A 25,001-nucleotide genomic window follows, 5' to 3' on the forward strand; every position below is an offset into this window, starting at 1 on the left:
CTAATCAACATGATATCTGAAACCACCCTGTCTCTTTCGGAAAATCATCTCTACTTAACGGTCTCCCTAATATTAACTGGCGATAGGAAGTAATGGTGCCGTCATGTGAAACAATATAGATTTTCTCTTTTTTTAAATGTCTACAATTTGCTAAAAATTCTTCCGCCTGTCTTGTAAATTCACTATCTATAACAGTATTAAATCCGTTCTCCCATAATGACTCAGGGGGATTGTCGTCTAGTTCAAAGACAGGAAAAATATCTAGTATTTTCTCCTTTTCCATCATTAGATCACAAGGCAAGGTTTGTTTATTCGTTAAGAGAGGGAACATCCTTGGAGAAACATAAGGAGTTACTATTTTTTTACAATCGACTCCATCAGTCCATAGCATAGCTGTTTCCAATGTCCTTACTAAGGGGCTAATAAACACAATATCCTGAGTGGTTAAAGGCAAACGTTCCTTTAGCTTATTAGCTTGATCCCTCCCCTTTTTTGTGAGAGAAGGATTTCTTTTTTGTAAACTAGCAGGAAGGTTAAGTGTGTGTTCTCCCTCTCCATGTCGTATAAATATTAAGTCCATCTTATCCACTCATCCTTATTTTTGATTTCCTTTAACCAAGCAATAAGTTTCTCTACCATTTCGGGTGTAAATGCATGATTCACTTTTTCAAAAATTCCCCACTCCACATTGGTTCTTCCCTTCTCCTGGCTAAGATACTTATAATAATTTTCTTGACTCTCGATTGGAATTATCGTATCACTATCTCCATGCATAAGAAGAACTGGTGATAGACTCCTCGTTGTGTTTATTGGATCGTATTTCTTTAATAACTTCTCTTCTTCTTGAGACATCTCTTCTCTATCATCTCGTATACGAAATAATTTTTCTGTAAGGAGGAAGGAACCCGAGCCATTGATGTTTGCCAAGCCACTTATGTCAGGCTCTTTCGCAAAAATACCATTTGCTATAAATCCCCCCATTGAATTGCCTATTAATATGATACTGTTTTTCTTTATTCCTACTACGCCTAAAAAATCATTGAATTCATCAATAGTATGGAAAATAGTATCCCAAAAGTACTGCTGAGTAATGTTGTAATCAAAGTAATCTTCTAAAGGAAATCTTTCATCGTGATATAGGATGTCAGGAATTAATACGCCATACCCTTCTTGAGCAACTTCTTCGGCCAACTCTATGTATCCCTTCGCTGTTCCACCCCAACCATGATATAAGATTACAATTTTGTCTTTATTTTGAATATTTTTCGTAGATTGATAAAACTTCCATTCACCGATTATTTTTCTTTCCACTGTTGTCCCTGCCTTTTTCTGCTGATACTTAAATGAATCTCTTTGCTTTCCCGTATTCTATCAGCGCCTGATAAGGATCACCTTTTAATCCTAGAACCTGACAAAAAGCTGGCTCTGTTTTATAGCCTTGTTTCTTTCGTATAAGTACTTCTTCTTTTACGGATGGATTTATCCTTAAAACGGCGTGTTCAATTATCATATGGAGATACGCATATTGCTGCTTAACCGGGATAGGCTGACCAAACAATTCAAATTCAAAGCCATCAAAATAGAAATTTGCTTTTATTACTTCCACTTCTCTAATCATTAATCTTTTTAGGCGAAAATGATTCATTTTTCCAAAATAATCGATGACAATCTGGCTAAAAATTTCAAATTCGTAGACTTCCATTATAATATCTAAGTCGGAAGACTCTATATCCACTCCAATTGGAATGGTTCCGCAAAGAATTGGCTTATAAGAATGTAAAATTTCATTTATTTTTAATTTCTTCAATGCTAAATATGCTTGCTGCTGTTTAGCACTACCTCCCTGTAAATAATCTGGCGTATCAAATAGTATCCAGTCCATCGTTAATAAATCTCCTTTATAGCATGGAGTACGACTGGGTGTAGAGAAGGAAGTGTTGGAATCTTGGATAAAAAATAGGAGGAAGGAGTTAGAGAAAGATAAGAATGAATTAGAGGAAGAAAATTATTGGTTCTTGGTAGCGAATTGCAAAAATTTCTTAAAAAGTTTATCGTTGACAATAATAGACAAACCTTCCTTATCTTCTCTAAACCGTTATCTGCCATTTGTACAATGGGAATAATCATGCGTTCTTCTTCATCATGAATATAGACACTCTCCGACTGATAGATTTTACCCAAAATCGCCTTCACTATTTCTGGATAATTACTTTGCTTCATTTTTTTATTTTTGACAAGTTCATCGAAAGCATCTGCTGCATGTGCAACACTATGGGCCCATCCTTTTTCTCTAACATATCCCCTCACATCTTTTTCAAGATGTACATAGCTAATCAACTTATCCTTCACTTCAAGGATCTTTGCCCTTGATAAGAAATCATCGCGATTATCTTGATAAAGTATAAGTGCTATTAATAAAGAGGTGAAAGAACGAGTGAAAACAGAATCTGTATTCTTTTCGCCAATTCCTTTAAATAAAAATTGATCACTTATACAAATATCTAATATTTCAATTAATAGATCGTTATCTAGTTTGGATTCCAATATAAACTGACAAAATGTTTGATAAATCAAGTTATCTCTTAACTCGCTATCAGGGGAGCCAATATGTTTAAGCATGGACAGGATGACTTTCTGTTTTGTTTTTTCATCCGATGTTATTTCATCCAATTTATCATTTCCTAAGAAGTACTTTAACTCTTGTTCCTTCATTGCAATTATATTTTCTATTAAATTCAAATTCTCACTCCTATCAAAAACTAGGGAAGTATAATCCATTTTCATTTCTTTACTTTATGCATGACAAACTGTGAGTTGCTTTTTTTAAACTCATTCTTGTTGTAAAAGGAAATTAAATCTTCCTCACAAAATAAACTGATAACATCAATATTAGATAATTCATCTACCATTTTAGCAATTAGCTTTATGCCAATTCCTTTCCGATTAAAGGAGCTGGAAATAACAACATCCTCTATATACGCTCTAAAAATCCCATCCGATATTGCTCTTGCAAACCCAATGAGCTTGTTCTTTTCCCATGCACCTACAGAAGGCTTGCGAGGTGATAGAACTATATAAAAATGCAGGATGGTGGAAGGAAAGAACGGAGCAGGATATAGAAAAAATGTTATCCCAAACATTTAATTGGTTTCTCTTGCGATGTTCGTATTTCTATTTTCATGTCGTCTGCCTACCTATTTTTTATTTGTCAACTTTGTCAGCCAAAACAATTTCCAAAATACAAATTCATACCAGTCAACCTGTTATGATGCTTTTTTAGCATAAGCTTTTTAAGATCAAAACTCGGTTCGCTCCCCTTCAAAATTATACCATTAAACCTCAAAATATGATTAAATTTCCAAAACCAAAAAAGCAAAGTGACCTTCGATAAAAAAGGTCACTTTTTCTAAGATGAATGCTTTCTAGCAAAATATTCTTGCACTTTTTTAGCTACGATATTAGGTTTTACATCCATAACGGTTAAATCATCTATGTCTACCCACATAGGCAAATAAGTGCCACGATCTCGATTAGAATTAGTAAACTCTTCACCTTGCCCTGATCCAATCGTTCCATGAATGATATCAGCTAGAAAAAAATACTGAGTTCCTTGCTTCTCTAATTCTACAAGGCATTCTTTTAGTTCGACAGTTACCCCTAACTCCTCGAATGCTTCCCGTTTAGCTGCTTGCTCAGGGCGTTTCATCTGCTTCAATTCCTCCGCCAGGAAAAACAAAATAAACGGAATTATCTCTTACTCTTTTAATTAAACAAAATTTGTTCCCTTGGCTAATAACAACAGAACCCCTATTTCTCAATGTATTAACTCTCCCTTATTTTTACCATTCGGATTTTCCTCGCTAGCAATAACAATTAATTTTCCAATCACAAATTTATCATTCTGTTCTTCAATAAAATTCTATCATTTCGGCAATTTTGATTAAATCTCTTACATCTTTTACACCCGAGATAGTATATTGGTATCTATCTGTTTTTAGTATTAATTTTGGCTTTTTCTCCATATCTACTAAAACAGCCTCTTGATTATTAATCGTGATCTCGTATTCTTTTTTCACCACACTATTTATTCCGTTTCCTCGCATATTATTAGGCTTTTTTTCTGAATGGATAGAAAAATATTGGCCATTCTTTAACGGATAATCAACATTAACTAGAATGGAACGCTTTTCTTTTCTCGCACTTATTTTTGGTTCACCGACAACTACAATGGAAGATAAATTTTTAGTATTTAGGTTATATGGTAATATCGCTTCCTCTGATAGATAAACAGTTGTTTTATTTTCGATTTTATTCTGCTCTTCAACTGTAAAAACTACTCTTTCATCTTGATCCGCTTCCATATCGAAAGCTGCATTTTTTGCTGCCCCTTTTTCAAATGGGAGTGATTCCATTTCCATTTGAGTGAAAAGAAAGAGAATCGCTGCCACTCCTATAATTGCCACAAAAGGGAATGGTTGAAGTGCATTTTTCGTTTTCCGATTATTCTTCATCTGCTCCTTCAGCTTTAAATGCAAAGCATCTTTACGTTCTTTATTCCAATATATATCAGCTTCTAAGTCCCTCAATTCTGTATCTAGTTGTTCCTTATATAATTTTTCCATTTAATTCTCCCTCCTTTTTTAATTCTTTCTCCAAAGCTCTCATGGCTCGAAATAAGGTTGACTTCACTTTAGCCTCTGACCATCCTAAAATCCCTGCCGTTTCTTCAATAGAGAATTCTTTTAGTTTCCTTAGAATAATGATTTCTCGATAAGTTGATTTCAAGGTACTTAACGCCTTGTAAATTTCTAATGATTGTTCTCTGATCTGCAGCATCTCTTCAGGTAATGGATTCTCATCTTTTTTAAATAAAAAAGCTTCTTTTAGCAGTATTACCGGCTTCTTTTTTCTAATCATATCGACGGTGAGATTATGAGCAATTCGATACAGCCACGTTTTTTCACTTGCATCCCTTTTAAATGTTTCCAAGTGGATAAAAGCTTTCAAAAAAGTATCGTTTGTTAAATCTTCTGCTTGCTGATAATCTTGAATCATGATGAAAATATATTTAAAAATAGCTTCTCCAAACTTTTCATACCATTCTAAGATGATTTTATCTTTCTCATTTTCCACCATTTCCCCTCCTTTATTAAAAATTCTATGTATAGACGGATAGAGTTCTAAAAAGTTTTACTTTTTTTAAATATTTTCAAAAATAAAAAGTGGATTCCTGCAAAGAGGTCCACTTTCGGTAATTCTCTGTTTATATAAATTCCTTCATTCTTTTCATCGCAGAATGAACTGTAAGCCGGTGATAAGCGACTAATTTATTCATAAAAATCACTCCATAAACACCATATGGAGTTGGCGACAGCTTTAATAATTCTTCACGTGTTTGGAGATGGTGAATTTCTGCCTTTATTTGTAATTTACTAGCTGCTTCTATTACATTATCGATGGCTATATCGATATAGGGGCATTGCGCTGTGCGGAGAATGGTTAATTGGTTGTTATGAAGTGTCAGTCGTTCTTCCCAATCATTCGGAAAATATGGATTTGCTGCTTCATTTATTTTGTAGACTAATAACTCGAATCCATAGGGAGCATCTTCTAGTTCAGTGAAATCTTTTTTTAAGAAAACTTCCTTGCTTGGCGTCCAAGAGGTTGTTGGATTTGTTACCACGATAATGCCATTCTTTTTATGATTTTTTGCATCTTGAATTACCTTTTCAATTAGCTGAGTTGCATAGCCTTTACCCGTTATATTTACCCATAGACAATGGATGACATAGTAATTTTCCCCATATACTACTCTGGAGGAATGTTCAATGGGTGTATATTCAATAAAACCGGCCAGCTTGTCATTCTCCATTAGTTGAATATATTTCAATCCTTGTCCAAATTGATCCATTAACCATGCTTTTTTTGCTTGATAGCCTGTTGACTTCTGTTTGCTTCTTAAACAATAGCAGCCATTTGCTTGTATATTTTCTGCGGTTAATTCAATCAGCTCTATTTTATTCAAAATGTTTCTCCACTCCCCATCTCAAAATGTTCACTCATTTCTGCCAAAACTTCGAATTATAGAAACTATGGAAAAAACTATAATAATAGGATATCGTCTTTTCTTACACAAACGATATCCTATTATTTTATTTCACTTTTATTTTTGTTGCTTGACTCTTATTCTTTGCCTTATCTTGTGCATATATCAATAAGCTTGTATTTTTCTTTTGTTTTTTGATTGTCATTTTAAAGGAACCTTTTCCATCAGCTGTTGTTTTTTGCACGAATTTCTTTCCATTATAAATAGTAATAGTTGCGTTCGCTTCTGCTTTTCCAGCAATAAGTGTCGTCTTCGATGTTACATTTGTCGTAATCTTTGGCTTTGCTGGAGGAGTCTTGTCGATAACTTTTATTGCTTTGGATGTACTATTCCCAGCTGCGTCTATTATCTTAATTACTAATTTGGTTCCTGCCTTTTGTTTTGAAATCTTTATTTGGAAACGACCATCTTTTTGTACTGTACTTTTTCCTAGTTCCTTTTTACCTGCCAGTACTACAACTTTTGCATTTACTTCTCCTTTTCCTGATACAGTTGTCGACTTATCTGTAACTTCCTTAATTTGAGGTTCCTTTGGAGGTGTTTTATCGAGATTTTTTATGGTTATAGACTTAACCTGTTTATTTCCTCCCAAATCTACAACAGTAAAGGTATATGTTCCATTCTTTTTCACCATATACTTTACGTTTTCATTATTCACTTTCTTCCCATCAGGTAGCTGGATATACCGAATTCCCAAATTATCCTTTGCGGTTATTTGGAGTTCTATATCTCGGTTTGTTGGTTTCTTAGTTTTTTGTGTAATAGTAATACTCGGCTTTATTGTATCTGTAACTTTTTGGCTAAACTCGCGTACAGAATCATAGAGATTCCTACTACCAGAACTTTTCGCATATACTTTAAATTGAAAAGTTCCAGTACCTGCTGGCTGCCATTCTAGCTTATTATTCCTACTATAGCTTTGTATTTTTTTCCAATTATTTCCCTCTTTTATATAAAACTCATATAGAGGGTTGCTTCCTCCCGTAGTTCCTCCAATAAATGTATACATCTTGGGAGCTTGTGAACTATCTTTTTCCAGAAACACCTCTGACACTGGTTCAACAATCGTCCCAAATGTTATGACAATATCACGATCCAAGCTTTTGCCTGCATAACCGGTAATAGCATTTTTATTTATCGTTAATTTATATTTTTTTCCCTTTGTTAATAATTCTGGGAGTATATGCAAATAATTATCATCAGACTCTATTTGAATAGGAATCTTCTTATCCCCCTCCATAAGAGTTATTCCATTTCTATCCTTCCATCTAATCCCCTGATTAAAAAAGAATAAAAGTTCAGAATCGATTTCCAGATTACTACTATCTTGTCTTAAACTTGCCCACTCGTCATTTTTAACATCATAAAACAATGAATCCGTTAATTCAAAGGAAGACGGCTCAGTGTTTTTCATATACTCTACATAATTATTTCCGTTCTCATCTTCATAGATAGCAATTAATCCATTTTGATAAAAGAGAGAATGAACAAAATAATCTTCTTTTAATGAATAGTAATAATCGGCAGATCCATAGCCATAAACATCTATTCCCCCAAAACTACTAGCTATATAAGTTCTTCTTCCAGAATCATCAAAGGCAATGTCATTAAAAGTTTCATATTCATTATTTTCCTCATCATTGGCCATCCTAAATTCAAAATCGAAAGTCATATCCTCTTCTTGTACAGTTGATAAACGAAATACAACCCCATTCATATTGTACATATATTGTCCGTCTGGGCTTATAACCATTTCCGAGCTTAAATGATAGTCTCCGTGATATGGGGAGTCATAATGGTCTACAATCTTGCCATTATCAATTAGATAGGCATAGGCATCTATTGGACTTATTGCTGAGTCCAATGTATAAAGACGGTGTAACTTTTCATTGTAGGAAATACTAGATTCCATGTAAATGGATGTATTATCATTTCCAGCATCTTCTGCTACTTCTTTTTTCGAATTTAAGGAATAAACCTTAATAGTTTCCCATTGATTAGAACCAGGAGTTATATAAAGGTAGCCATTCTGATCGATCGCAATATCCCATGGATCTGTGGATATTGGAAAGGTATCTAATAAAGTAAAATTTCCGGCATCCACTTCTGCAATGGCTCCTTTTAAGCCCTTTTCCGTATAATATGAATGTTTCATTAAATGCTGAGTCACATAGACTTTGTCCTTGTATACTTCCACTTTTTCTGCTGGGTATTTAAGATTTATCTTTTTTATTTCTCCCGTTAGATAATTTACTCTATGCAAAATAGGCTTACCTGTTTCTACCATATAAATATATGGGCGATTTGGATCAATCACTGCATCATCTGCTTGGAAATTAATCGATATCGCATTTGAAGCTGCCTTTATTTTGCTGTTAGAACCATAAGGAACAAATAATGATAACAGCAGTATAATAGCTATAAATAAATGCACTTTTTTTCGCAAAAAACTCTCCCCCTGTAAGTCTCTCTATAATCGTTGTTTAGTTTCATTAATTTTATACTTAATATAAAAGACAATTTGAAATTCAAGCTTTCAATTATTTTTAAATCTTTTTTTGCTGATTTTAAACGACATTAATTCTCCTTTCTTCTTTTTTATCGGTAATCTTCTTCCATATTTTATCTTTTTCCCGTCCTCAACATTTTATATAAATAGTCATCTAAAAAGTTAATGCCTTAAGCATAAAATGGTGGTAAAAAATATAAACAGGAGTAGTCAAAATATCTCTACACCCGATGTGATAGATCCCCTTCTAATACAATCCTGCCCATATCACCGTTGATTTCTATAACAGTAAGACTAGTATCATGAATAAAAGGTGGTTCCCAGATTTTCTCCATTGGCAGCTCTTTAAAAATTGCTAGTAATAACTTTATCACCACGGAGTGCGTTACAAGCAGAACATTACCCGAAGCATAATTTTCTTTCACTATATTTAATGCTTGTTTAACCCTCTTTTCCACTGCAAAAAAATCTTCGCCATCGCTGGATTTGTAACGATGAGGGGCATTCCAAAAGAAATCAAATGCTTCTGGATACCTGTCTTTCAAATATTCTGCTTTCTTTCCTTCCCATTTTCCCATATTAATTTCTTTTAAATGATCATCGAAAATAATCGGAAATCTGCCTATCTCCTTTTATAAGGTTTGCTGTTGCGACCGTTCTTTTACTAGGGCTTGTATAGATTGCAGCAAATTCTATCTCTTTCAATCTTTCACCTAATAATACTGCATTCTTTTTTCCTTTTTCCGTTAAGTCTGAATCACTCCATCCTTGCATTCTTTTTTCTATATTCCACTGTGTTTCTCCATGTCTTGTTATGTAAAGGGTTAGCATTTCTAGATCTCCTAATCTACCATTTCTGAACAACAAAATGGTTTTTATTCCTTTTACCGGTGAAGTTTCCATAAAACCCTTTTTCAATAGTGAACATAAGGATAGGGGGCGCCCCTTCCTAGCTTGTAATCTCCCTTATTAAATAATTTCCGTTTCAGAAATATTCAGTATTTGAAATAAATAATGATATTTTACTATATTTTTAGATTCGACCATTTACCTTAGCGGTTTGCCATGAACAATATGCCAATGAAGATGTTTGGAGTCTTGATACTTGCCAAGATTGGTGATAACTCTGCATGCACCATGTTCCTTTGTCACGGTAGCAGCTACTTGCTTTACAACGCCCAAAAGCTCCAATAGTAAATGATTATCTCCTTCTTCTAATGCAATAAGAGAAGCGATGTGTTTTTTGGGAATTGCTACTATATGAACTGGATAAAAGGGTTTTGTATGATAATATGCTAACACATTTTCAGTTTCCATCACTTTTCTAACCTTTGTTTTTCCACTAAGAACTTCGTCACAATAAAAATCTTCTGACATCTTTTTTCCTCCATTTCCTTTTTAAACACTGTCTATGGTCTTTTCTCCCATGGTTCCACTACACCTACTACTTTTCTCTTCCAATTATTTTTTATGGCATCAATCACCCCAGCTGAAATCTCTTTATGTGTAAGCCATCTGGAGACGCTATTCTCCACAATAAATCCTAATTGAATCTGATGATAGCTGCAATTAGGGGGAATCGTTAGTTCCTTCTTTATTTTGGACAAATCCGAGCTGCTCCCAGTGATGTGAAACAAACGCCAATTCTGTCTGCTTTCGGAAAGTTCGTCCTTTACTATATTCAAAGCATTTTTTCCTATCGAATGAACCCATGCTACAACCAAATCAATTGGTCCATTCTGTTGTATAGACCATTCTAATTTCTCCCTAAACGCAGTGTGATTTGTATAATCAACCAGTAAGGGGGTTATTTTCGTTTTATCGTCCAGGTTATCTATTAAACTATTTATTGGGGCAGCTTTTCTGCCAACAATAGATAATCTGCAATCCTCTTGCTCAGCCAGCCATCCAGACACATCAAAAAGCATTCCTGTGCCTCCAATAATTAAGGCATGCTTCATATTTTGCTCCTCCTTATAAATAAGCCTTTAACCAATCAGTTTTCATTTCTTGCTTACTACCAAAAAACGCTCCTAAAATTTCCTAATAATTCCTCTTATCTTATTACTTTAACAAACTTAACCCGTTTATTTAAAGTAAAATCAGTGATATTCTATAAATAAGTTAAAAACTATGGGGGGAAAGACTTGAAGATTTTGAATTTTGGTTCTTTAAATATTGATAAAGTATATTCGGTTCCTCACTTTGTTTCTGCTGGCGAAACTTTATCTTCTACGACTTATGAAGAATTTCCGGGCGGAAAAGGATTAAATCAATCAATTGCACTTGCTAAAGCTGGAGCACAAGTATACCACGGCGGGAATATTGGAAAAGACGGCTTATTTTTAAAAGAAGTATTAGCGGAAGCAAATGTAAATGTTGATTGGATTGGTGAGAATGGGAACACAACTGGCCACGCCATTATTCAAGTCTCTGCTAGTGGAGAAAACTGTATTCTTTTATTAGGCGGAGCAAATAAAGAAATAACAATCAATCATATTAACCAAGTTTTAGCGAATTTTTCCCAGAACGATTTACTGTTATTGCAAAATGAAATAAACGATTTAGCATACATAGTGGAAACTGCACACAAAAGAGGATTAAAGATTGCTCTTAATCCATCACCTATCGATGAGACAATTACCAACCTAGATTTTTCAAAAATTGATTACTTAATATTAAATGAAATAGAAGCAAAAGCCATTACGAATGAACATACAAATGACAAGATTTTTCAAAAGCTTTTATCCTTAAACAAGCAGCTAAAAGTCGTCTTAACATTGGGCAATGAAGGCGTAATTTATAAAGATAGTTTAGAAGAACATAGACAAGCCGCTTTTAAAGTAGATGCAGTTGATACAACCGCTGCTGGCGATACCTTTTTAGGATACTTTTTAAGTCAAGTTTCCCAGCAGGCGGAAATAAAACATGCCTTGCAAATGGCTGCAAAAGCTGCTGCAATTGCTGTAACACGGAAAGGGGCCTCCTCTTCTATTCCAAATTTGCAAGAAGTAATGACGTTCACAAAGAAATAGAAGATAAAAAAGTGAGAATTTAAGTAGTGATTCTCTCTTTTTTATGGAATCACAATCATCAAACGGAATATATATATTGCATTTAGCAATATATATTAGTTATAATGTAATATATACATTCCATCAATAAGGAGGATTACCTTGAAGAACCATATTAAAATTGCAAGAATTCAAGCAGATTTAACCCAGCAGCAATTAGCAGATAAGATTGGCGTTACTCGTCAAACAATCAGTCTTATTGAAAAAGGAAAATACAATCCTACTTTAAAACTTTGTCTTGAGCTCTGTTATTCCCTCAACAGAACATTAGATGAATTATTTTGGGTAGACAAGGAGGAAGAAAAGTGAAAAAAATAAAAGATGAACGTCTAATTATGAAAAACTTACAAAATATTAAAGTAGCCTATATCATTCAAACGCTTGGTATTATTGGCATATTAGGCTATGACCTTATTACAAAGGGCTTAGCTGGAATGACAGACAATCCGCTATGGTATGTATTTATTATTACTAGCATCATTTCAGCCTATCTATCAATGAATATAAGCGTCGATCATGAAAACAGCAAAAAGGACCCTAAAAAGGGACTATCTCTTTCTATTACTATTGTCACTCTGCTTTCCGTGCTTATTGGAATTCTGATAATCCTCTCTGATAGAGAGCGTATCTTAAATGGTGTTCTTATTGGCGGAATAGTATTTATATGCGGGATCATACCTGTACTTTATACTTATTATTTACGGAATAAAAAAGGAAGAGATTTGGATGATGAGGATGAAGTTTAACTCTCTTACTGACATTTATTTTAGCCTGCTGGATTAATCTACCACTTTCGCTTATAATTATTGTAGTGTAATGCTAGAATCATAGTATTAATAAAAGTTAGAAAAAGGTGTAATATGAATAATTTTTTTAGCAGGCTAACCCTTTTTTTATATATTATTTTTTTCCTCCTAACTGGAATAGCTTTTTATTTTATCTATAAAGATTTTACTACCACTTTTCCCTTTTATTTTATCATTGGATATATCATATTCCTATTTTGTTTTATATTTTACTTACTATGGATGGCAGTATTCACGTGGAAGAAAAACTTTAGCTGGTCTTTATTGGCGAAGAAGGTATCGCAATGTATTTGCCTGTTTCTCTTATTCAGCTTAGTTAATTATCTATTTTCTTATTTTTTTCATCCGGATCAGAAGACTTTTGCATTTTCTTTTACCTCTCTTGGCTTAGCAATAGGTCTTACATTTCTAGATATTCCTTATTTTCAAATTAAAAGTAAAAAATAAAGCGACAAAATTACATGATTTACTATGGCTTAAATCCCATAGTGAATCATGTATTTTTCTGCTTCCTGCGCTGCTGTTATTTTTCGAGCTAGATCAATAAGCTGCCCTGATTTTTTAGACGCAACGATATCTAAAAAAAATGGTAACGATTCAGGAGGAATAAGTGTTATTCCGTAATAGGCTAAACCTTTAGCCGGTCGTTCAGATGTTGGAAGTATGTTTTCATCATCGCTAATGGTTTTATCAGCTCTTGTATAAAATCATCATTTACAGGTATACAATCATAAATATCTGGAGTGTAATGATTATATACATACTGTTTATTGAAATTTTCAATGATTCCAAATTCGTGGGTAATAGTCAAGCTCTTCATCCTTTCAAATAAAGCCTGCCAATTTAAGTTAAATTTTAACAAAAGAAAGATGAGCATACTATATTTTTTAGGATATTCTAAAGTTTGCTGCAATGATCTGGAGCTTCCCTTTAAAAATACGTACATAGCTCCATTTTATAGGCGAAACAAATCTGCTGTTTCTCTAGATACCTCTGCAAGAATACCATCTTTCCGCTTTAACAATTGTTGTAATGCTTTTTGAACAAACCCTTTTTCAAACGTTTCAATGGGTTGAGGTAATTCTTCTTGATCCAAAATATAATACATTTGATTAGGTTTAACGACAATATCAATAATTAAATCTTCATAGATAACCATATCATTTTGAAACCAATTTTTTCTCACAATATTGAAATACGCTCCTAAATATTTTCCAGTTGCATCTCGCCAAAAGTATAAATTATATGGCTGATCCAACCAATAATAAGCAAACGTATAGGTCCCTTTCGGAATAACTAGTTTTTGTTTGCCTTTCCTCATTTCAAATGACTTTTCCACTTGATGCAAGAGAGTGATTTTCCTTTTATCCGATTGAAGAAGTTTGCATTGATATTCTTCTATGGTAGAATCATAGCGAATTTTCCGTTCGACTATGTTTTCTCTATCCTTTAATTGCAAGTTTACCACTCTATCATCTCCAAATTCGATTCAACTTTACTCTTTTTTCCCTATCTTATAGGCAAAACAAACATTTATACAGATCAAATCCACAGAATATTCAGCTCAAATATTCTTATCCTGATACATTCTCACTAAATGTCTTTGTAAACATGCTAAAATAAGAATTACTAATTAATTAAAATCGAAGGAGGAGAGTAAATGTATGTAAAAGTATATGAATATCATATACCAACCGATAAAATCAAAGAATATTTCTGTATTCAAGAGAAAGCAAGCAACATCTATCGCAAGTATATCGATTCAACAACAACCTATTTACAAAGTAATGATGATCCGACAAAATGGCTGGAAATCACGACCTATCAGAGTGAACAAGACTATCATGCCAATATTGCTTTAATCAATGAACAAACGGAAATTGCTGCGTTATTTCAAGAATTCCAAGCTTTGCTTCACCCCAAAAATAGTCAAATAAAAGAAAAAAATTTCACCAAAATAACAGAAATAAAGTAATTATTAAAAAAGGATACCTTAATCGATATCCTTTTCTTCTTACTTAAAATCCTTCCAATTCATCGCATTTTCATTTAACAGTTCTTCAAAACTTTTATTTTTTTCTCTTTGTCGACGTTCTTCTCTTTTTCTTTCTTCTTCTGCTTTTTGCTTGGCCTCTTCTTGTTGTTTTAGTTCTTGCTTTTTATTTTTCAGTTGATCTGCTAACTGTTCATTTAGAAGATCCCCTAATGTAACAGGCTTATCCTCCTGTTTTGTTTTTTGTACATGTCTCCGCTGCTTTGCCATCTGAATCCCCCTCCTTCTTTGGATTTTACAGTGCAAGTTCTATTGTTTCTTCTAATTCGACTTCTACATTCCCTTTAATCGCTCTTGTAATCATGCAGCTCTCTTCCGCTTTATGGGCAAGTTTTGCTGCAAGCTTTATGTCTTTTTCAGCAGCCTCTTTTTTGAGCACAATCTTCGGGCGATGAATAATTTTTTTGTAAGTAAATACACCGTTTGTGACATCAACTACTGCTTCTGATTCTAATGTTAAGCTTTCCTTCTCAAGTCGACTTCTTTCCATCATTGCAGCAAGTGTAATAATAAAGCAAGTTGCTGCTGCTCCGAGAAGCATTTCATCTGGATTAGTACCGACACCAGGTCCTTCCATTTCTTTTGGAATCGATATTTTTGTTTTTAAATTGCCACTTTCGATTGTCCCAATATCATTTCGATATCCTGGCCAATCAGCTTTTAAATAAAAATGATGTTCTGCCATAATTCACCCTTCTTTTTACTATGCTGTATGTATAATAACATATTTTTTTACTCAAGTTATATTAGAGAATTGGATACGAAGACGATTGCTAGTATCTTCACTTCTATAAAAAAGGGGGGAAGCATGATGACTCAGAAACGCGACAAAGGCTACAGTCAAGCTGGTAAGCCTAATGCAGATACTGTCAAACAAACAATTGCCGCAGAAGAATTAGAAAAGGCCATCCATCCAACAAACAGACAAAATTCTAAACAGTAGTCCAAGCCACACCACACCTTCTACGAAGGTGTGGCTTTTCTCTCTCCCAGCTACCTTTATCTGTAACCATTTATTTCATTTTGCATAAAATTTTTTATCATAACAGCCATCTGTATAAGTCTAATTTTTGATAATTAAAGAAGTTGTCCATTTTGTTTCTTTCTAAAGAAATGATACACTCAAATTAGTTTCTGCTAAATTTTTCAACTTACTGGAGGAATCGGTTTGAGAAAGCTGTTTCGTTATTTGTTTTCTGTGTTATTATTTATTACTTCCATTGGTTTATACTGTTCCAATCGATTAATGTATATGAAGAAAAAAGACAATGACTTTATTGTAAATAGAGAAAAAGAAGCTGGCAGATTAGACCCTGTTTCTTATGAAAATTTAACTAAACAAGAAATTACCATTCCTTCTCCTTATGGTTATGATTTAAAAGCAATCCTAGTAGAGCCTTTTGATACGAAGAAATATGTCATCATTTCCCATGGAGTCACGGAAAATAAAACGAGTTCGATTAAATATATGAACTTATTTTTAGAAAGAGGCTTCAATGGTATTATTTACGATCATCGCAGACATGGAGAGTCGGGCGGGAAAAATACAAGCTTTGGCTATTACGAAAAATTTGACTTAAAGCAAATTGTTGATTGGCTTAAACAAGAAAAAGGAAAAGATATTCTTTTAGGGATTCATGGTGAATCGATGGGTGCAGCAACAATGATTCTTTATGCTGGCGGAATCGAGGATGGCGCCGATTTCTATATTGCGGATTGTCCATTTTCCGATTTCAAGGAGCTTTTAGATTATGTCATCAAACAGGAAATAAAACTACCTGGAAAAATCTTTATTCCTATCGCTAATTTATTTTTACGTGCCAGAGCTCGCTATTCCATTAAAGATATTTCTCCTATCTCTGTCATTGATAAAATAAAAAGTCCGATGTTATTTATCCATAGCAAGAAAGATGATTTTATCTTGCCAGAAATGACGCAAAAACTTTTCGATAAAAAGAAAGGTCCTAAAAAATTATTTTTTGCTGTTAATGGTACACATGCTCAAAGCTATAATGAGAACAAAGAGGCTTATGAAAAAGCCGTTGATGATTTTTTAAAGGAATATGTGCAAAGTTAAAATTTAAGGCTTAACAACATTAATTCTACTATATAATAATGTATTCAGATAAAGCCATCGAAACGATGGCTTTTCTTATAATTCTTTATTATAAGATCGCCTTCTTGAAAAGCTCATCTTGCCCCTTCGTAAAAGAGAAACTATACACATTCATTATAATAATTATTATTTCATTATTTTTAAAAATTTCTTTACATCCCCTAGAAGGTTTGATATGGTAAATAACATTAAAATGCCATAAACAAATACATGCGATGAAGAGAAGAGTACAATCATGCAATTCTTCAAAGAGAGCTCCAGTTGGTGGAAAGGAGTAGGAATAATGGTTGGAAGCAAGCCTCTGAGCGGCACATCGGATCCATATAGGTGATGGTGTGACAGGTGCTCCTGTTATCGAGCTAGGGTATACATATGGACTTCATACCGTACCTACAAAGGATAATATGGTAACATATTGTCAAACTGGGGTGGCACCACGGCGCGCAGCAACTCGTCCTCAAGACTAAAATCTTGGGGGTGAGTTTTTTTATTATCCAATTTTACATTTTTAAGGAGGAAATAAATTGCGTATAAACAAGTTAGTGAAGTCGTGGAAATACCCTTCTATCTTATTATCAAGCATTGGTGTTTCCAGTATTGGAGAATGGGTCTATTTTATAGCACTAAATTTAATCGTTCTTGATAGGATGGGAGTACTTGCTGTTTCGGGGTTGTATATACTTAGGGCTCTATCTGCATTTTTTACAAACTTTTGGTCCGGTAGTTTAATAGACCGATTGAATAAAAAACATCTGATGGTTCTGCTAAACATATTCCAAGCAGTTTTCATTGCCATATTGCCTTCCCTAGCATCTCTTTCTGCCATTTATACACTCGTTTTTTTTATTAATGTAGCTAGTTCCATGTATGAACAAACGTCAGTACCGTACATTACCAAGTTAATTCCTCCAGATCAAAGAAAAAGGTTTAATTCACTTCGAAGCTTAATTGATTCTGGAGCATTTGTGATAGGGCCTGCTATTGCGGGAATGCTATTTATGATTGGTTCACCTAATTTTGCCATCTATAGTAATGCAATAGCCCTTTTCATTTCAGCTCTTATCACACTTATTATGCCAAATATTGAAAGAAATGATTTTATTGAAACAGAAGATAAAAAAATTACTTTAAAGATTTTAAAACAAGATTGGAGATTAGTTGTAGATTTTAGCCGGAACCACCTGTATATTATCATTATTTATTTACTTTTTAGTACAGTAATGGTTTTGGCAACTGCAGTAGATTCACTGGAAGCAGCGTTTTCGAGAGAAGTGCTTCTATTGTCAGAGAGAGATTATGGATTTCTGGTGAGTATTGCTGGTGCGGGGATAATTGTTGGTGCACTAGTAAATATCATAATTGTTAAAAAGGTTGCTACCTCTTGGCTGATTGGTCTTGGATCCTTAATGGTATCAATCGGATATCTGATTTATGCATTTTCCGCTAATTTTTTGATAGCGGCAATTGGCTTTTTTATTCTTTCCTTTTCCATGGCTTTTCTTAACACTGGATTTAACACATTTTATCAAAAGAACGTTCCCATACATATAATGGGAAGGGTTGGTAGTGTGTACAGATGCATTGAAGCCTTTTTTATCATTATTTCGACCATACTTTTTGGGATAATGGCTGAAATGATTTCCATTAAGTCTGTTATCATATTAGGAAGCATCATTATGTTTGCAGTAACAATTATATTATTTATCTTTAATACACGGCCTTCGAAAGCAGCGTTTTATATGGAGGAATAATACTGAATACACATACTCATTAGTGCTTTTCCTATAATAAGACCTTGAAAGTTCATGAGAATATCCCAATTCTCATGAGCTTTTGTCAGCAATCTGAACATTTTTTATTGCCCGATAGGCTAATTTTATTAAAATACTTATACAATGTAGATATTATTTAAATACCGCTTTTCTATTGGAAAGCCAATCTTCTAAAGCATCCTCGTGTTGTTTGGTGAATAATTTCGGTACTTTGTCTCTTGGAAAGTATTTTAAATCTAAAGTCTCCGAACCATCTGCGATAAGTTCTCCATCAATGGGTTTGCATTGAAAAAAATGAGTGATAGTCTGAGCTGTATCTCCGTTCGGAAACTCACCAAAATATTTAGAGTAAACACCAATAAGGTATTCAACCTCAACATTTACTCCTGTCTCCTCAAGTATTTCTCGTTTAGCTGTTTCTTCTAGAGATTCTCCAAGTTCCATCGCACCACCTGGAAACCCCCATTCATTTCTATCTCCTCGTTTTTGTAAAAGAATTTCATTCCGTTCGTTATAAACAATACCACCAGCAAAATTAAGGAATATTAAATCATGTCCCACTTTTCCTCGAATATAACGAATGTAGTCTTTATCTCTATCCATAAAATTTCTCAACCTCATTTTTGTTTGAAAAGAATAATTAATAAGGTTACATTTAAACCTAATTTCACTTAACTTTTCTAGAATATCAATCTATACTTATATTTGGCTGTGTTTAAGAACAGTTTGGATAGTTGAACTTTATATATTTGCAGATAAAAAATGGAAGCTATTCTTAATAGAATTTAGAGCCACAATATAGTGACTCTAAATTCTATATCTATTCTTTACAAAAATCTACAAACTTTTTTGCTTGTATTAAGGACATGCCTGTTTGTTCTCTCACAAACTTCACCGCCTTAATTTCACCGACGGACTTTATTTTTTCTTGTACTAAGGTAATCAGTTCCTCACTATATATTTTAGTATAATCCATTTTCTCCAACCTCCTCTAATCTATAATACCTTATACGAATAATTAACCTTTTAGTTTCAAATATAAATTTATACAATTTATATTTCTTCTTATATAAAACAACATTTAAATTTTAAAAAAATACAGCTGTTGAGTTTCATTATAGAACTTCTAAATTCCCTTCTACATCAACCACAATTGTGTGATGCTGCGAGGTGATAATTTCCAGAGGGAATACAGCTGAAATTTTATTAGAGAAGAACCATTCTCTTCCTGGTTTATTAAGGATTAAGAAGATGCCTTTTGATTTATCTCCCATAAAGTTGATGGATGTTAGATCTAAAGGTTTATTATCCCGTTCATTAATTCCCACTTCCATCAATCTTTTCCCTGCGGCTGCTACATCACTGACCGTTACCCCTATCTCACTGATGTTTATAACACTTTCAATAGAAAAAGGAGCCTCATCTTGTTCGGAAATAGAGTTCCTTGAAATAAACTCTACTATATTTCCAGAAGGATCATAAAAATAGAGAGAATGAGCTTGGAAATTGGAAAAATACACTTCATCTTCTCCCTCATCATTAATATTTAAGGCAACCCTTTCTTTTACCCACGACTTTGCTTCTGCAAATTTATTAGCAAAAATGTTAAAAGCAAAGTGGTAATATGGATTCCCCAATACATTTTCTGATGTAAATTTCAATTTGCTTGAACCAGCTTTAATGCAAAAGCTATGTCTATCTTCCTTAATCAATGGAAATCCAAGAGTCTCTACATAAAAACTCTTCATTTTTTTGATATTATTCGTTTGCAGAGTTAACAGTTTTACTTCCATTATCTATATCCCCTCTTTCGTTAATATTTCTAATACTCCGTTAATTCTAATATATATCATCCTTAGTAGTCTAAAGTATTGCTTGATGGAGTTACTTCCATTTCATTCACGAGAAATCTCCCTTTCTTAAAGAATCACATCCATCCCGCTATTTGAGGATTGTTTTCAAGCATAGCCAAAACCTTTAGAAGAGATAATATCTGTATCTTTAATTATTACCACACTCCCTCTAACTCCCTTTTGATCATTTCTCATCCCATTGATATAATTTCTTACCCGTTTTAGTTTAATGTAAGTAGATTGTTCCATACTTCCCCAATTAGAATATTAATTTCTATCCTTCTCTTTATATATATTCTCTTACAATTTATGCGTGGGATGTCAAAGGAAATAAGAAATGGTTCGGTAGAGCTTTTAGTAATGGACGGACAAACAATGTATCATTACTCGCTGTTATAAATTTTGTATCGATATTTTTAATCTTGTCATTTGGTGTGAAATAGAAATGAATTCGTTTTATTTCATCGGAAATTAGATAATTTATAATGGTTTCCAATTCCACTTCTTTTCTACTGATGACATCATAAATATGAAGTTGCTCATCTTCCTTCTTAAAGAGAACGATTACGTCTTCCTCTTCGATATAAAAAATTGCGTCGTTAAATACTTGGAGAAAATAAAACATTAATAGTTGCTCGTTATTTTCGACAGCTAATTTGGTTGAAATAGATGTCCGTTTCTTTGCAAATTCCTTCATCAGTAGCAAATCACTTAGATTTTCTATATCTAATTGGCGTATGGTCTTGGTTGGCACCGTTTGTTTTTTTAAATCAGCTATACAAAGAGAAAAGCTGCTTTCTTGTACTTTTTCAAATCCAAACTTCGGATAAAAGTTCAAAACGGTTTCATTCGCAAATAAGTAGATAAAGTCTATTTCATTTTCATGCTTTTCAATGATATGGTTCAGCAATTTTTTAGAAAGACCTTGATTACGAAACTCAGGATGTGTCATTACTGTACCAACTTGAATAGCTTTATATTCAATCCCGTTACACACAACGGTCATTTTGTTGATAGAGGCATTTGCTATTACTTGTTCCCTATAGATAAACGAATAACATATATAGTTATCATTCCAGCAACCATTTTCATCCCATTTACTAAAGTCTATTCCAAATACCTTTTGAGCTAATTCATTAAAGCTTTCTTTATATGTTTCGATATGTTTATAGTCACTTATTAGTTGATATTTTGCCATCCTCCGCTTCCCCCCAATATAATCTAATAAAAGAATCTTAGCATTCTCATTAAATTATATTTTGCTAAATCTGTAAGATACACCTAATATTTAACTCATAAATAAAAATAAGCCAACGCGACACTTAAAAACGCATTGGCTTATTTTTAACTATTATTCTTTTTTTCTTTTAATACTATTCTTTGAATACTCTTGACAGATAAATAATACCTTGCACTTAATATATTCATATCAGTACCAGCTAGATAATCATTATATATATTCTTATTTCTTTCCTTCAATTCTTGCCTTGTACTTGTGTTAGTCCCCCAGCTTTTCTTATTACTTTCATTCCTTGGTATATAGATACATTCACCATCGATATATTTTTGAACCTCCTTCAACAGTTCAGAAGGTAAAAGTTCCATTGCGTTTTTATAGCTCATTTTGCACTCCTAATAATTTTTTTCGTTTTATTAGAAATAAGCAAAAGCTACATTATGCATTTTACATAGCCTTTGCTATGCAGTAAAAATATACTTTCTCAACTCATATCCTCCCTTTCAGTAACGAACCCTCATTATTCTTAATTAAATCATACCATAATATAGGAAAATAAAAGAAGTTAACATAAGAATTTTCTGTATATTACTAAATAAATTAGAGTGTCTCCTTTAATTTATGAATCTTTGAGTGGGATATTAAATACACATCACCAAAAATGTCCACTTTATCTTCCTTTACTCGTACAACACAATCTTTATTCGATGCATAAATGTCTATTTCCTCTGATAAAGAAGATAGTTCCTTTTGAACCAATGCAAGGTTATTTTCTAGATCGAAATGAGACAGAACCGAAAAATTGCCAAGACTAATTCCATCATAAACAGTGCTTATTTCCACTTCATAGCCAAAGTGTTCAGAGCATAACCATTTTGCGGACATATTGATCGCACCAGCGCTTGCCCCCATTACAACAGCCTTGCTTTTTCGTATCAAATCCGACAGTTCATATTCCTTCAAAAAACTATTTAAATTAAGTGTATCTCCACCCAATAAGAATATAACGGAAGCATTTTCGATTAGAGCATGCGCATCTTTTTTCTGAACACTATAATTAATTAAATGATATGTATCAAACATAATGCCAGCCTGGTCAAGCCAAGATCGTTCTGTAGCCCCCTTCTCTTGAGCACAAAGAGGATTCGAGCTGATCATTACAAGCGATTTTCTATCAGTTATATCCTCCTGCAATATTCTTCCTAGCTTCTCTGGGAAAAAATTGTTAAACCAACCTAAATAATAGTGAGTTTTCATAGCTACCCCTCCTCAAATTTATTTTATCGTGACAAAAACTATCCAGCTTTCTCCAAATGTTACGACTTTCCTTCAAACTATGATTAATTTTACAATATATTAATTTAGAAGATACTGCCGAAAGGATAACGATCTTTAAATACGCATAATACTATACGATATTCCTTTGAACCCATAAAAAAGTTTTTGTTATAACCTCTTAGATCAAATTCTAAATCTATCATTCTTTCATTTCTTTTGAATAAAACCCCGAACCGTTATACGAAATTTTGACTACCATTTCCGTATAAGGGTTTGGGGTTATATTTGTTGTATACTCTATTCGTATACTAAATGAAATGAACTGCCATACATTTTAAGCAATTCTCTATGAAATTTTATATTTTAAATTGCTTTATCTTATCTTGTAAATCAGAAGCTAATTGTGCTAATGATGTAGAAGAAGCTGCTATTTCTTGCATGGATGCAACCTGCTCTTCGGTTGCAGCAGATACGTTTTCTGTACTAGCTGCTGCTTCACTTGCCATTGAATTCACTTCCAAAATCGAACCACTAATCGTATTAGTATGTTCTTTTAATTGATCAAGCGATTGACTTACTTCCTCTACTAATTTAACTAGTTCTTGCACAGATTGTTCGATTCTATGGAATGATTCTCCTGCATCTTGAACAATTGTTAATCCTGTATCTACATCATTTGCAGCAGTTGTCATCGATAAAGAAGTATTCTTAGAATCAATTTGTATTTGGCTGATAAGATTAGTAATTTGCTCAGCCGATCCTGCTGTTTGTTCCGCTAATTTCCTTACCTCATCCGCTACAACAGCAAAACCTTTTCCTTGTTCCCCAGCTCTTGCCGCTTCGATAGCTGCATTTAATGCTAGTAGATTGGTTTGGGAAGAAATGTCCGATATTACCATAGTAATATCTCCTATTTGATTTATTCTAGTTTCTAATGTAGCTATTGATTTAGCAAGTGTCACCACATTATTATTAATGGATTTCATTTGTGTCGTTACTTCTGAAATACGTTTTGCACCTTCAAGCGATACATCCGCTGTCTGCTCTGCTGTTTCAGCCACTTTTTTTGCACGCACTGTTATATGGCCAGTCGTTTCATTTACATTACGGATGCCAGCTGTACTTGATTCCATCAATCTCATTTGGGTTTCAGAACCTTCTGCAAGCTGCTGGATTGTTTCTGAAATATGTTCACTTGCTTTACTGCTTTCTTCTGAACTGGAGCTCAATTGTTCCGATGATGAAGCGAGATGATGGGACGTTTCCGATAACATTTCAATAAGCCCCTTCATTCCATCCGCCATCCTATTATAACTATCAGATAAAGAACCTACTTCATCCTTCGCCTGATAACTTGATCTTGCAGAGAAATCTCCTTGTCCTCCTCTTTCCATTAAAGCCTGTAGACGTTTAATTGGGTTGACAATCATTGCGGATATATAGAGACCTAATAATACAGCAAGTATTACAGCAACAAATATAACTCCCCAAGAAATATATAGCATTGTCTTATAATACTTGTTATTTTCATTTGATATCTGTTCTGCATTTTCCTCATTTGCTGTTTGGAGTTCATCCAATTGACTGTTAATAATATTTCTCTTCGATTCAAGGTTTTTCGTATAAAGATTATAGGCTGAGTCATTAAAATTATTGTTTGCTAATGATATCACTTCATCTTGAATACTACTAAAGCCTGTATAGGCATCTTTAAAAATTTTATATTCATCCGCTTCTTTTTTGGAAAGCGAAATAGCATCTAACTTTTTGACATATTTATCCGATTCTTCCGAATTCCTTTTAATAGTCTCTAATAACTCTTCATTTCTCTTTTTATCCTCTGTTATCATTAGCTCTATAACTAAGCTGTCGTTTGTGCGGCGATAGTTTTGGATCTTTGCTATGTAAGTATTAGGTATTAAATTTTCTTCATACATTTCTTTAGAACTTTTCGCCATCTCCTTTATACCATATATTCCAAATAATCCGATCAGCACTAGTCCAATAGTACTAAACATAATGATAATCAATATTTTTTTAGAAATATTGATATTTTGTAAAAATTTCATTAAAGCTACCTCTTTTCATTGATCTAATCCTTATATCATATCGACATATATCGACGATACTTTAGCTTAAAAAACAAAAAACTTCGAAGGGCGAAACTGTTTAGGATTATTAGGAAAAAATATAGTAC

At 33.4% G+C, this 25,001-nt stretch carries 31 protein-coding genes, 1 pseudogene and 1 other annotated feature; of the genes and pseudogenes, 7 read left to right on the forward strand and 25 right to left on the reverse strand.

The window, feature by feature from the left end:
• Positions 1 to 4 precede the first annotated feature (4 nt).
• The 14 genes and pseudogenes from NSQ92_RS13080 to NSQ92_RS13145 form a co-directional block, all read right to left on the reverse strand.
• On the reverse strand, positions 5 to 580 hold the full coding sequence (locus NSQ92_RS13080) for a histidine phosphatase family protein (RefSeq protein ID WP_047941058.1): 576 nt from the start codon (positions 578 to 580) through the stop codon (positions 5 to 7).
• The gene (locus NSQ92_RS13085) at positions 571 to 1,311 is read right to left on the reverse strand and encodes an alpha/beta hydrolase family protein (protein ID WP_336044928.1); all 741 of its coding nucleotides are present in this window, start codon (positions 1,309 to 1,311) and stop codon (positions 571 to 573) included. Before NSQ92_RS13085 ends, NSQ92_RS13080 begins: the two co-directional genes overlap by 10 nt.
• Positions 1,312 to 1,339: 28 nt before the next feature.
• Positions 1,340 to 1,882, reverse strand: a complete 543-nt coding sequence (locus tag NSQ92_RS13090; RefSeq protein WP_047941060.1) for a DUF4269 domain-containing protein — start codon at positions 1,880 to 1,882, stop codon at positions 1,340 to 1,342.
• Positions 1,883 to 1,884: 2 nt separating this feature from the next.
• Positions 1,885 to 2,739 carry a DUF2785 domain-containing protein gene (locus tag NSQ92_RS13095; protein ID WP_341152837.1) on the reverse strand — a complete coding sequence of 285 codons (855 nt, stop codon included), beginning with the start codon at positions 2,737 to 2,739 and terminating at the stop codon, positions 1,885 to 1,887.
• Between the two features lie 41 nt (positions 2,740 to 2,780).
• The gene (locus tag NSQ92_RS13100; protein ID WP_053215599.1) at positions 2,781 to 3,140 is read right to left on the reverse strand and encodes a GNAT family N-acetyltransferase; all 360 of its coding nucleotides are present in this window, start codon (positions 3,138 to 3,140) and stop codon (positions 2,781 to 2,783) included.
• A gap of 266 nt (positions 3,141 to 3,406) precedes the next feature.
• Positions 3,407 to 3,818, reverse strand: a pseudogene (locus NSQ92_RS13105) (NUDIX hydrolase).
• 90 nt (positions 3,819 to 3,908) lie between these two features.
• The gene (locus NSQ92_RS13110; protein WP_341152838.1) at positions 3,909 to 4,622 is read right to left on the reverse strand and encodes a DUF4367 domain-containing protein; all 714 of its coding nucleotides are present in this window, start codon (positions 4,620 to 4,622) and stop codon (positions 3,909 to 3,911) included.
• Positions 4,606 to 5,136: an RNA polymerase sigma factor gene (locus NSQ92_RS13115; RefSeq protein WP_047941062.1), complete on the reverse strand. Its 531-nt coding sequence runs from the start codon at positions 5,134 to 5,136 to the stop codon at positions 4,606 to 4,608. The genes NSQ92_RS13110 and NSQ92_RS13115 overlap by 17 nt, the downstream gene beginning before the upstream one ends.
• A gap of 127 nt (positions 5,137 to 5,263) precedes the next feature.
• A complete protein-coding gene (locus NSQ92_RS13120) occupies positions 5,264 to 6,025 on the reverse strand; it encodes a GNAT family N-acetyltransferase (protein WP_251687675.1) in 762 nt (253 codons plus the stop codon).
• Positions 6,026 to 6,152: 127 nt separating this feature from the next.
• The gene (locus NSQ92_RS13125; RefSeq protein ID WP_341152839.1) at positions 6,153 to 8,552 is read right to left on the reverse strand and encodes an Ig-like domain-containing protein; all 2,400 of its coding nucleotides are present in this window, start codon (positions 8,550 to 8,552) and stop codon (positions 6,153 to 6,155) included.
• A 284-nt stretch (positions 8,553 to 8,836) separates the two neighbouring features.
• The gene (locus NSQ92_RS13130) at positions 8,837 to 9,193 is read right to left on the reverse strand and encodes a histidine phosphatase family protein (RefSeq protein ID WP_341152840.1); all 357 of its coding nucleotides are present in this window, start codon (positions 9,191 to 9,193) and stop codon (positions 8,837 to 8,839) included.
• Between the two features lie 19 nt (positions 9,194 to 9,212).
• Positions 9,213 to 9,446: a histidine phosphatase family protein gene (locus NSQ92_RS13135; RefSeq protein ID WP_341152841.1), complete on the reverse strand. Its 234-nt coding sequence runs from the start codon at positions 9,444 to 9,446 to the stop codon at positions 9,213 to 9,215.
• 216 nt (positions 9,447 to 9,662) lie between these two features.
• Positions 9,663 to 9,992: an HIT domain-containing protein gene (locus tag NSQ92_RS13140; RefSeq protein ID WP_047941064.1), complete on the reverse strand. Its 330-nt coding sequence runs from the start codon at positions 9,990 to 9,992 to the stop codon at positions 9,663 to 9,665.
• Positions 9,993 to 10,024: 32 nt separating this feature from the next.
• Positions 10,025 to 10,576 carry a short-chain dehydrogenase gene (locus NSQ92_RS13145; protein ID WP_047941065.1) on the reverse strand — a complete coding sequence of 184 codons (552 nt, stop codon included), beginning with the start codon at positions 10,574 to 10,576 and terminating at the stop codon, positions 10,025 to 10,027.
• A gap of 186 nt (positions 10,577 to 10,762) precedes the next feature.
• Here NSQ92_RS13145 and NSQ92_RS13150 point away from each other — a divergent pair, with 186 nt between their 5' ends.
• From NSQ92_RS13150 to NSQ92_RS13160, 3 genes are all read left to right on the forward strand, one after another.
• The gene (locus tag NSQ92_RS13150; RefSeq protein WP_341152842.1) at positions 10,763 to 11,650 is read left to right on the forward strand and encodes a ribokinase; all 888 of its coding nucleotides are present in this window, start codon (positions 10,763 to 10,765) and stop codon (positions 11,648 to 11,650) included.
• 141 nt (positions 11,651 to 11,791) lie between these two features.
• On the forward strand, positions 11,792 to 11,998 hold the full coding sequence (locus NSQ92_RS13155; RefSeq protein ID WP_047941067.1) for a helix-turn-helix transcriptional regulator: 207 nt from the start codon (positions 11,792 to 11,794) through the stop codon (positions 11,996 to 11,998).
• Positions 11,995 to 12,435 carry a hypothetical protein gene (locus NSQ92_RS13160; protein ID WP_341152843.1) on the forward strand — a complete coding sequence of 147 codons (441 nt, stop codon included), beginning with the start codon at positions 11,995 to 11,997 and terminating at the stop codon, positions 12,433 to 12,435. The genes NSQ92_RS13155 and NSQ92_RS13160 overlap by 4 nt, the downstream gene beginning before the upstream one ends.
• A 688-nt stretch (positions 12,436 to 13,123) precedes the next feature.
• On the opposite strand, the gene NSQ92_RS26830 is transcribed toward NSQ92_RS13160, so the two are convergent.
• Positions 13,124 to 13,306, reverse strand: coding sequence for a hypothetical protein (locus NSQ92_RS26830; RefSeq protein ID WP_369988174.1), 183 nt, complete (start codon positions 13,304 to 13,306; stop codon positions 13,124 to 13,126).
• A gap of 144 nt (positions 13,307 to 13,450) precedes the next feature.
• Positions 13,451 to 13,963, reverse strand: a complete 513-nt coding sequence (locus NSQ92_RS13170) for a DUF402 domain-containing protein (protein WP_235850123.1) — start codon at positions 13,961 to 13,963, stop codon at positions 13,451 to 13,453.
• Between the two features lie 192 nt (positions 13,964 to 14,155).
• On the opposite strand from NSQ92_RS13170, the gene NSQ92_RS13175 reads away from it, so the two are divergent.
• Positions 14,156 to 14,470 carry a hypothetical protein gene (locus NSQ92_RS13175; protein ID WP_047941070.1) on the forward strand — a complete coding sequence of 105 codons (315 nt, stop codon included), beginning with the start codon at positions 14,156 to 14,158 and terminating at the stop codon, positions 14,468 to 14,470.
• Between the two features lie 39 nt (positions 14,471 to 14,509).
• On the opposite strand, the gene NSQ92_RS13180 is transcribed toward NSQ92_RS13175, so the two are convergent.
• A complete protein-coding gene (locus NSQ92_RS13180; RefSeq protein WP_047941071.1) occupies positions 14,510 to 14,758 on the reverse strand; it encodes a YqkE family protein in 249 nt (82 codons plus the stop codon).
• Positions 14,759 to 14,783: 25 nt separating this feature from the next.
• On the reverse strand, positions 14,784 to 15,233 hold the full coding sequence (locus NSQ92_RS13185; protein ID WP_061798399.1) for an OsmC family protein: 450 nt from the start codon (positions 15,231 to 15,233) through the stop codon (positions 14,784 to 14,786).
• A gap of 123 nt (positions 15,234 to 15,356) precedes the next feature.
• Between NSQ92_RS13185 and NSQ92_RS13190 the strand changes: the two genes are divergently transcribed.
• The 3 genes from NSQ92_RS13190 to NSQ92_RS13200 all read left to right on the forward strand — a co-directional run bounded on the left by NSQ92_RS13190 (position 15,357) and on the right by NSQ92_RS13200 (position 18,415).
• A complete protein-coding gene (locus NSQ92_RS13190; RefSeq protein WP_268874817.1) occupies positions 15,357 to 15,491 on the forward strand; it encodes a hypothetical protein in 135 nt (44 codons plus the stop codon).
• Positions 15,492 to 15,716: 225 nt separating this feature from the next.
• On the forward strand, positions 15,717 to 16,625 hold the full coding sequence (locus tag NSQ92_RS13195) for an alpha/beta hydrolase (RefSeq protein ID WP_047941075.1): 909 nt from the start codon (positions 15,717 to 15,719) through the stop codon (positions 16,623 to 16,625).
• Positions 16,626 to 16,870: 245 nt separating this feature from the next.
• Positions 16,871 to 17,126 (forward strand) — a binding site (T-box leader).
• 68 nt (positions 17,127 to 17,194) lie between these two features.
• On the forward strand, positions 17,195 to 18,415 hold the full coding sequence (locus tag NSQ92_RS13200; RefSeq protein WP_418789675.1) for an MFS transporter: 1,221 nt from the start codon (positions 17,195 to 17,197) through the stop codon (positions 18,413 to 18,415).
• A 153-nt stretch (positions 18,416 to 18,568) separates the two neighbouring features.
• Here NSQ92_RS13200 and NSQ92_RS13205 read toward each other — a convergent pair whose 3' ends face one another.
• From NSQ92_RS13205 to NSQ92_RS13235, 7 genes are all read right to left on the reverse strand, one after another.
• Positions 18,569 to 19,039: an NUDIX hydrolase gene (locus NSQ92_RS13205; protein WP_336045513.1), complete on the reverse strand. Its 471-nt coding sequence runs from the start codon at positions 19,037 to 19,039 to the stop codon at positions 18,569 to 18,571.
• 217 nt (positions 19,040 to 19,256) lie between these two features.
• Entirely contained in the window at positions 19,257 to 19,412 is a 156-nt protein-coding gene (locus tag NSQ92_RS13210) for a hypothetical protein (protein WP_156485413.1), read from the reverse strand.
• 139 nt (positions 19,413 to 19,551) lie between these two features.
• Positions 19,552 to 20,229, reverse strand: coding sequence for a VOC family protein (locus NSQ92_RS13215; RefSeq protein ID WP_341152844.1), 678 nt, complete (start codon positions 20,227 to 20,229; stop codon positions 19,552 to 19,554).
• A 367-nt stretch (positions 20,230 to 20,596) separates the two neighbouring features.
• Entirely contained in the window at positions 20,597 to 21,487 is an 891-nt protein-coding gene (locus NSQ92_RS13220) for a GNAT family N-acetyltransferase (RefSeq protein WP_047941083.1), read from the reverse strand.
• Between the two features lie 146 nt (positions 21,488 to 21,633).
• The gene (locus tag NSQ92_RS13225; RefSeq protein ID WP_047941085.1) at positions 21,634 to 21,912 is read right to left on the reverse strand and encodes a CD3324 family protein; all 279 of its coding nucleotides are present in this window, start codon (positions 21,910 to 21,912) and stop codon (positions 21,634 to 21,636) included.
• 214 nt (positions 21,913 to 22,126) lie between these two features.
• On the reverse strand, positions 22,127 to 22,783 hold the full coding sequence (locus NSQ92_RS13230; protein WP_047941086.1) for a Type 1 glutamine amidotransferase-like domain-containing protein: 657 nt from the start codon (positions 22,781 to 22,783) through the stop codon (positions 22,127 to 22,129).
• 377 nt (positions 22,784 to 23,160) lie between these two features.
• The gene (locus NSQ92_RS13235; protein ID WP_341152845.1) at positions 23,161 to 24,873 is read right to left on the reverse strand and encodes a methyl-accepting chemotaxis protein; all 1,713 of its coding nucleotides are present in this window, start codon (positions 24,871 to 24,873) and stop codon (positions 23,161 to 23,163) included.
• Between the last annotated feature and the right edge of the window lie 128 nt (positions 24,874 to 25,001).

This window comes from Niallia sp. FSL M8-0099 (assembly GCF_038006945.1).
Taxonomy (GTDB): Bacteria; Bacillota; Bacilli; order Bacillales; family Cytobacillaceae; genus Niallia; species Niallia circulans.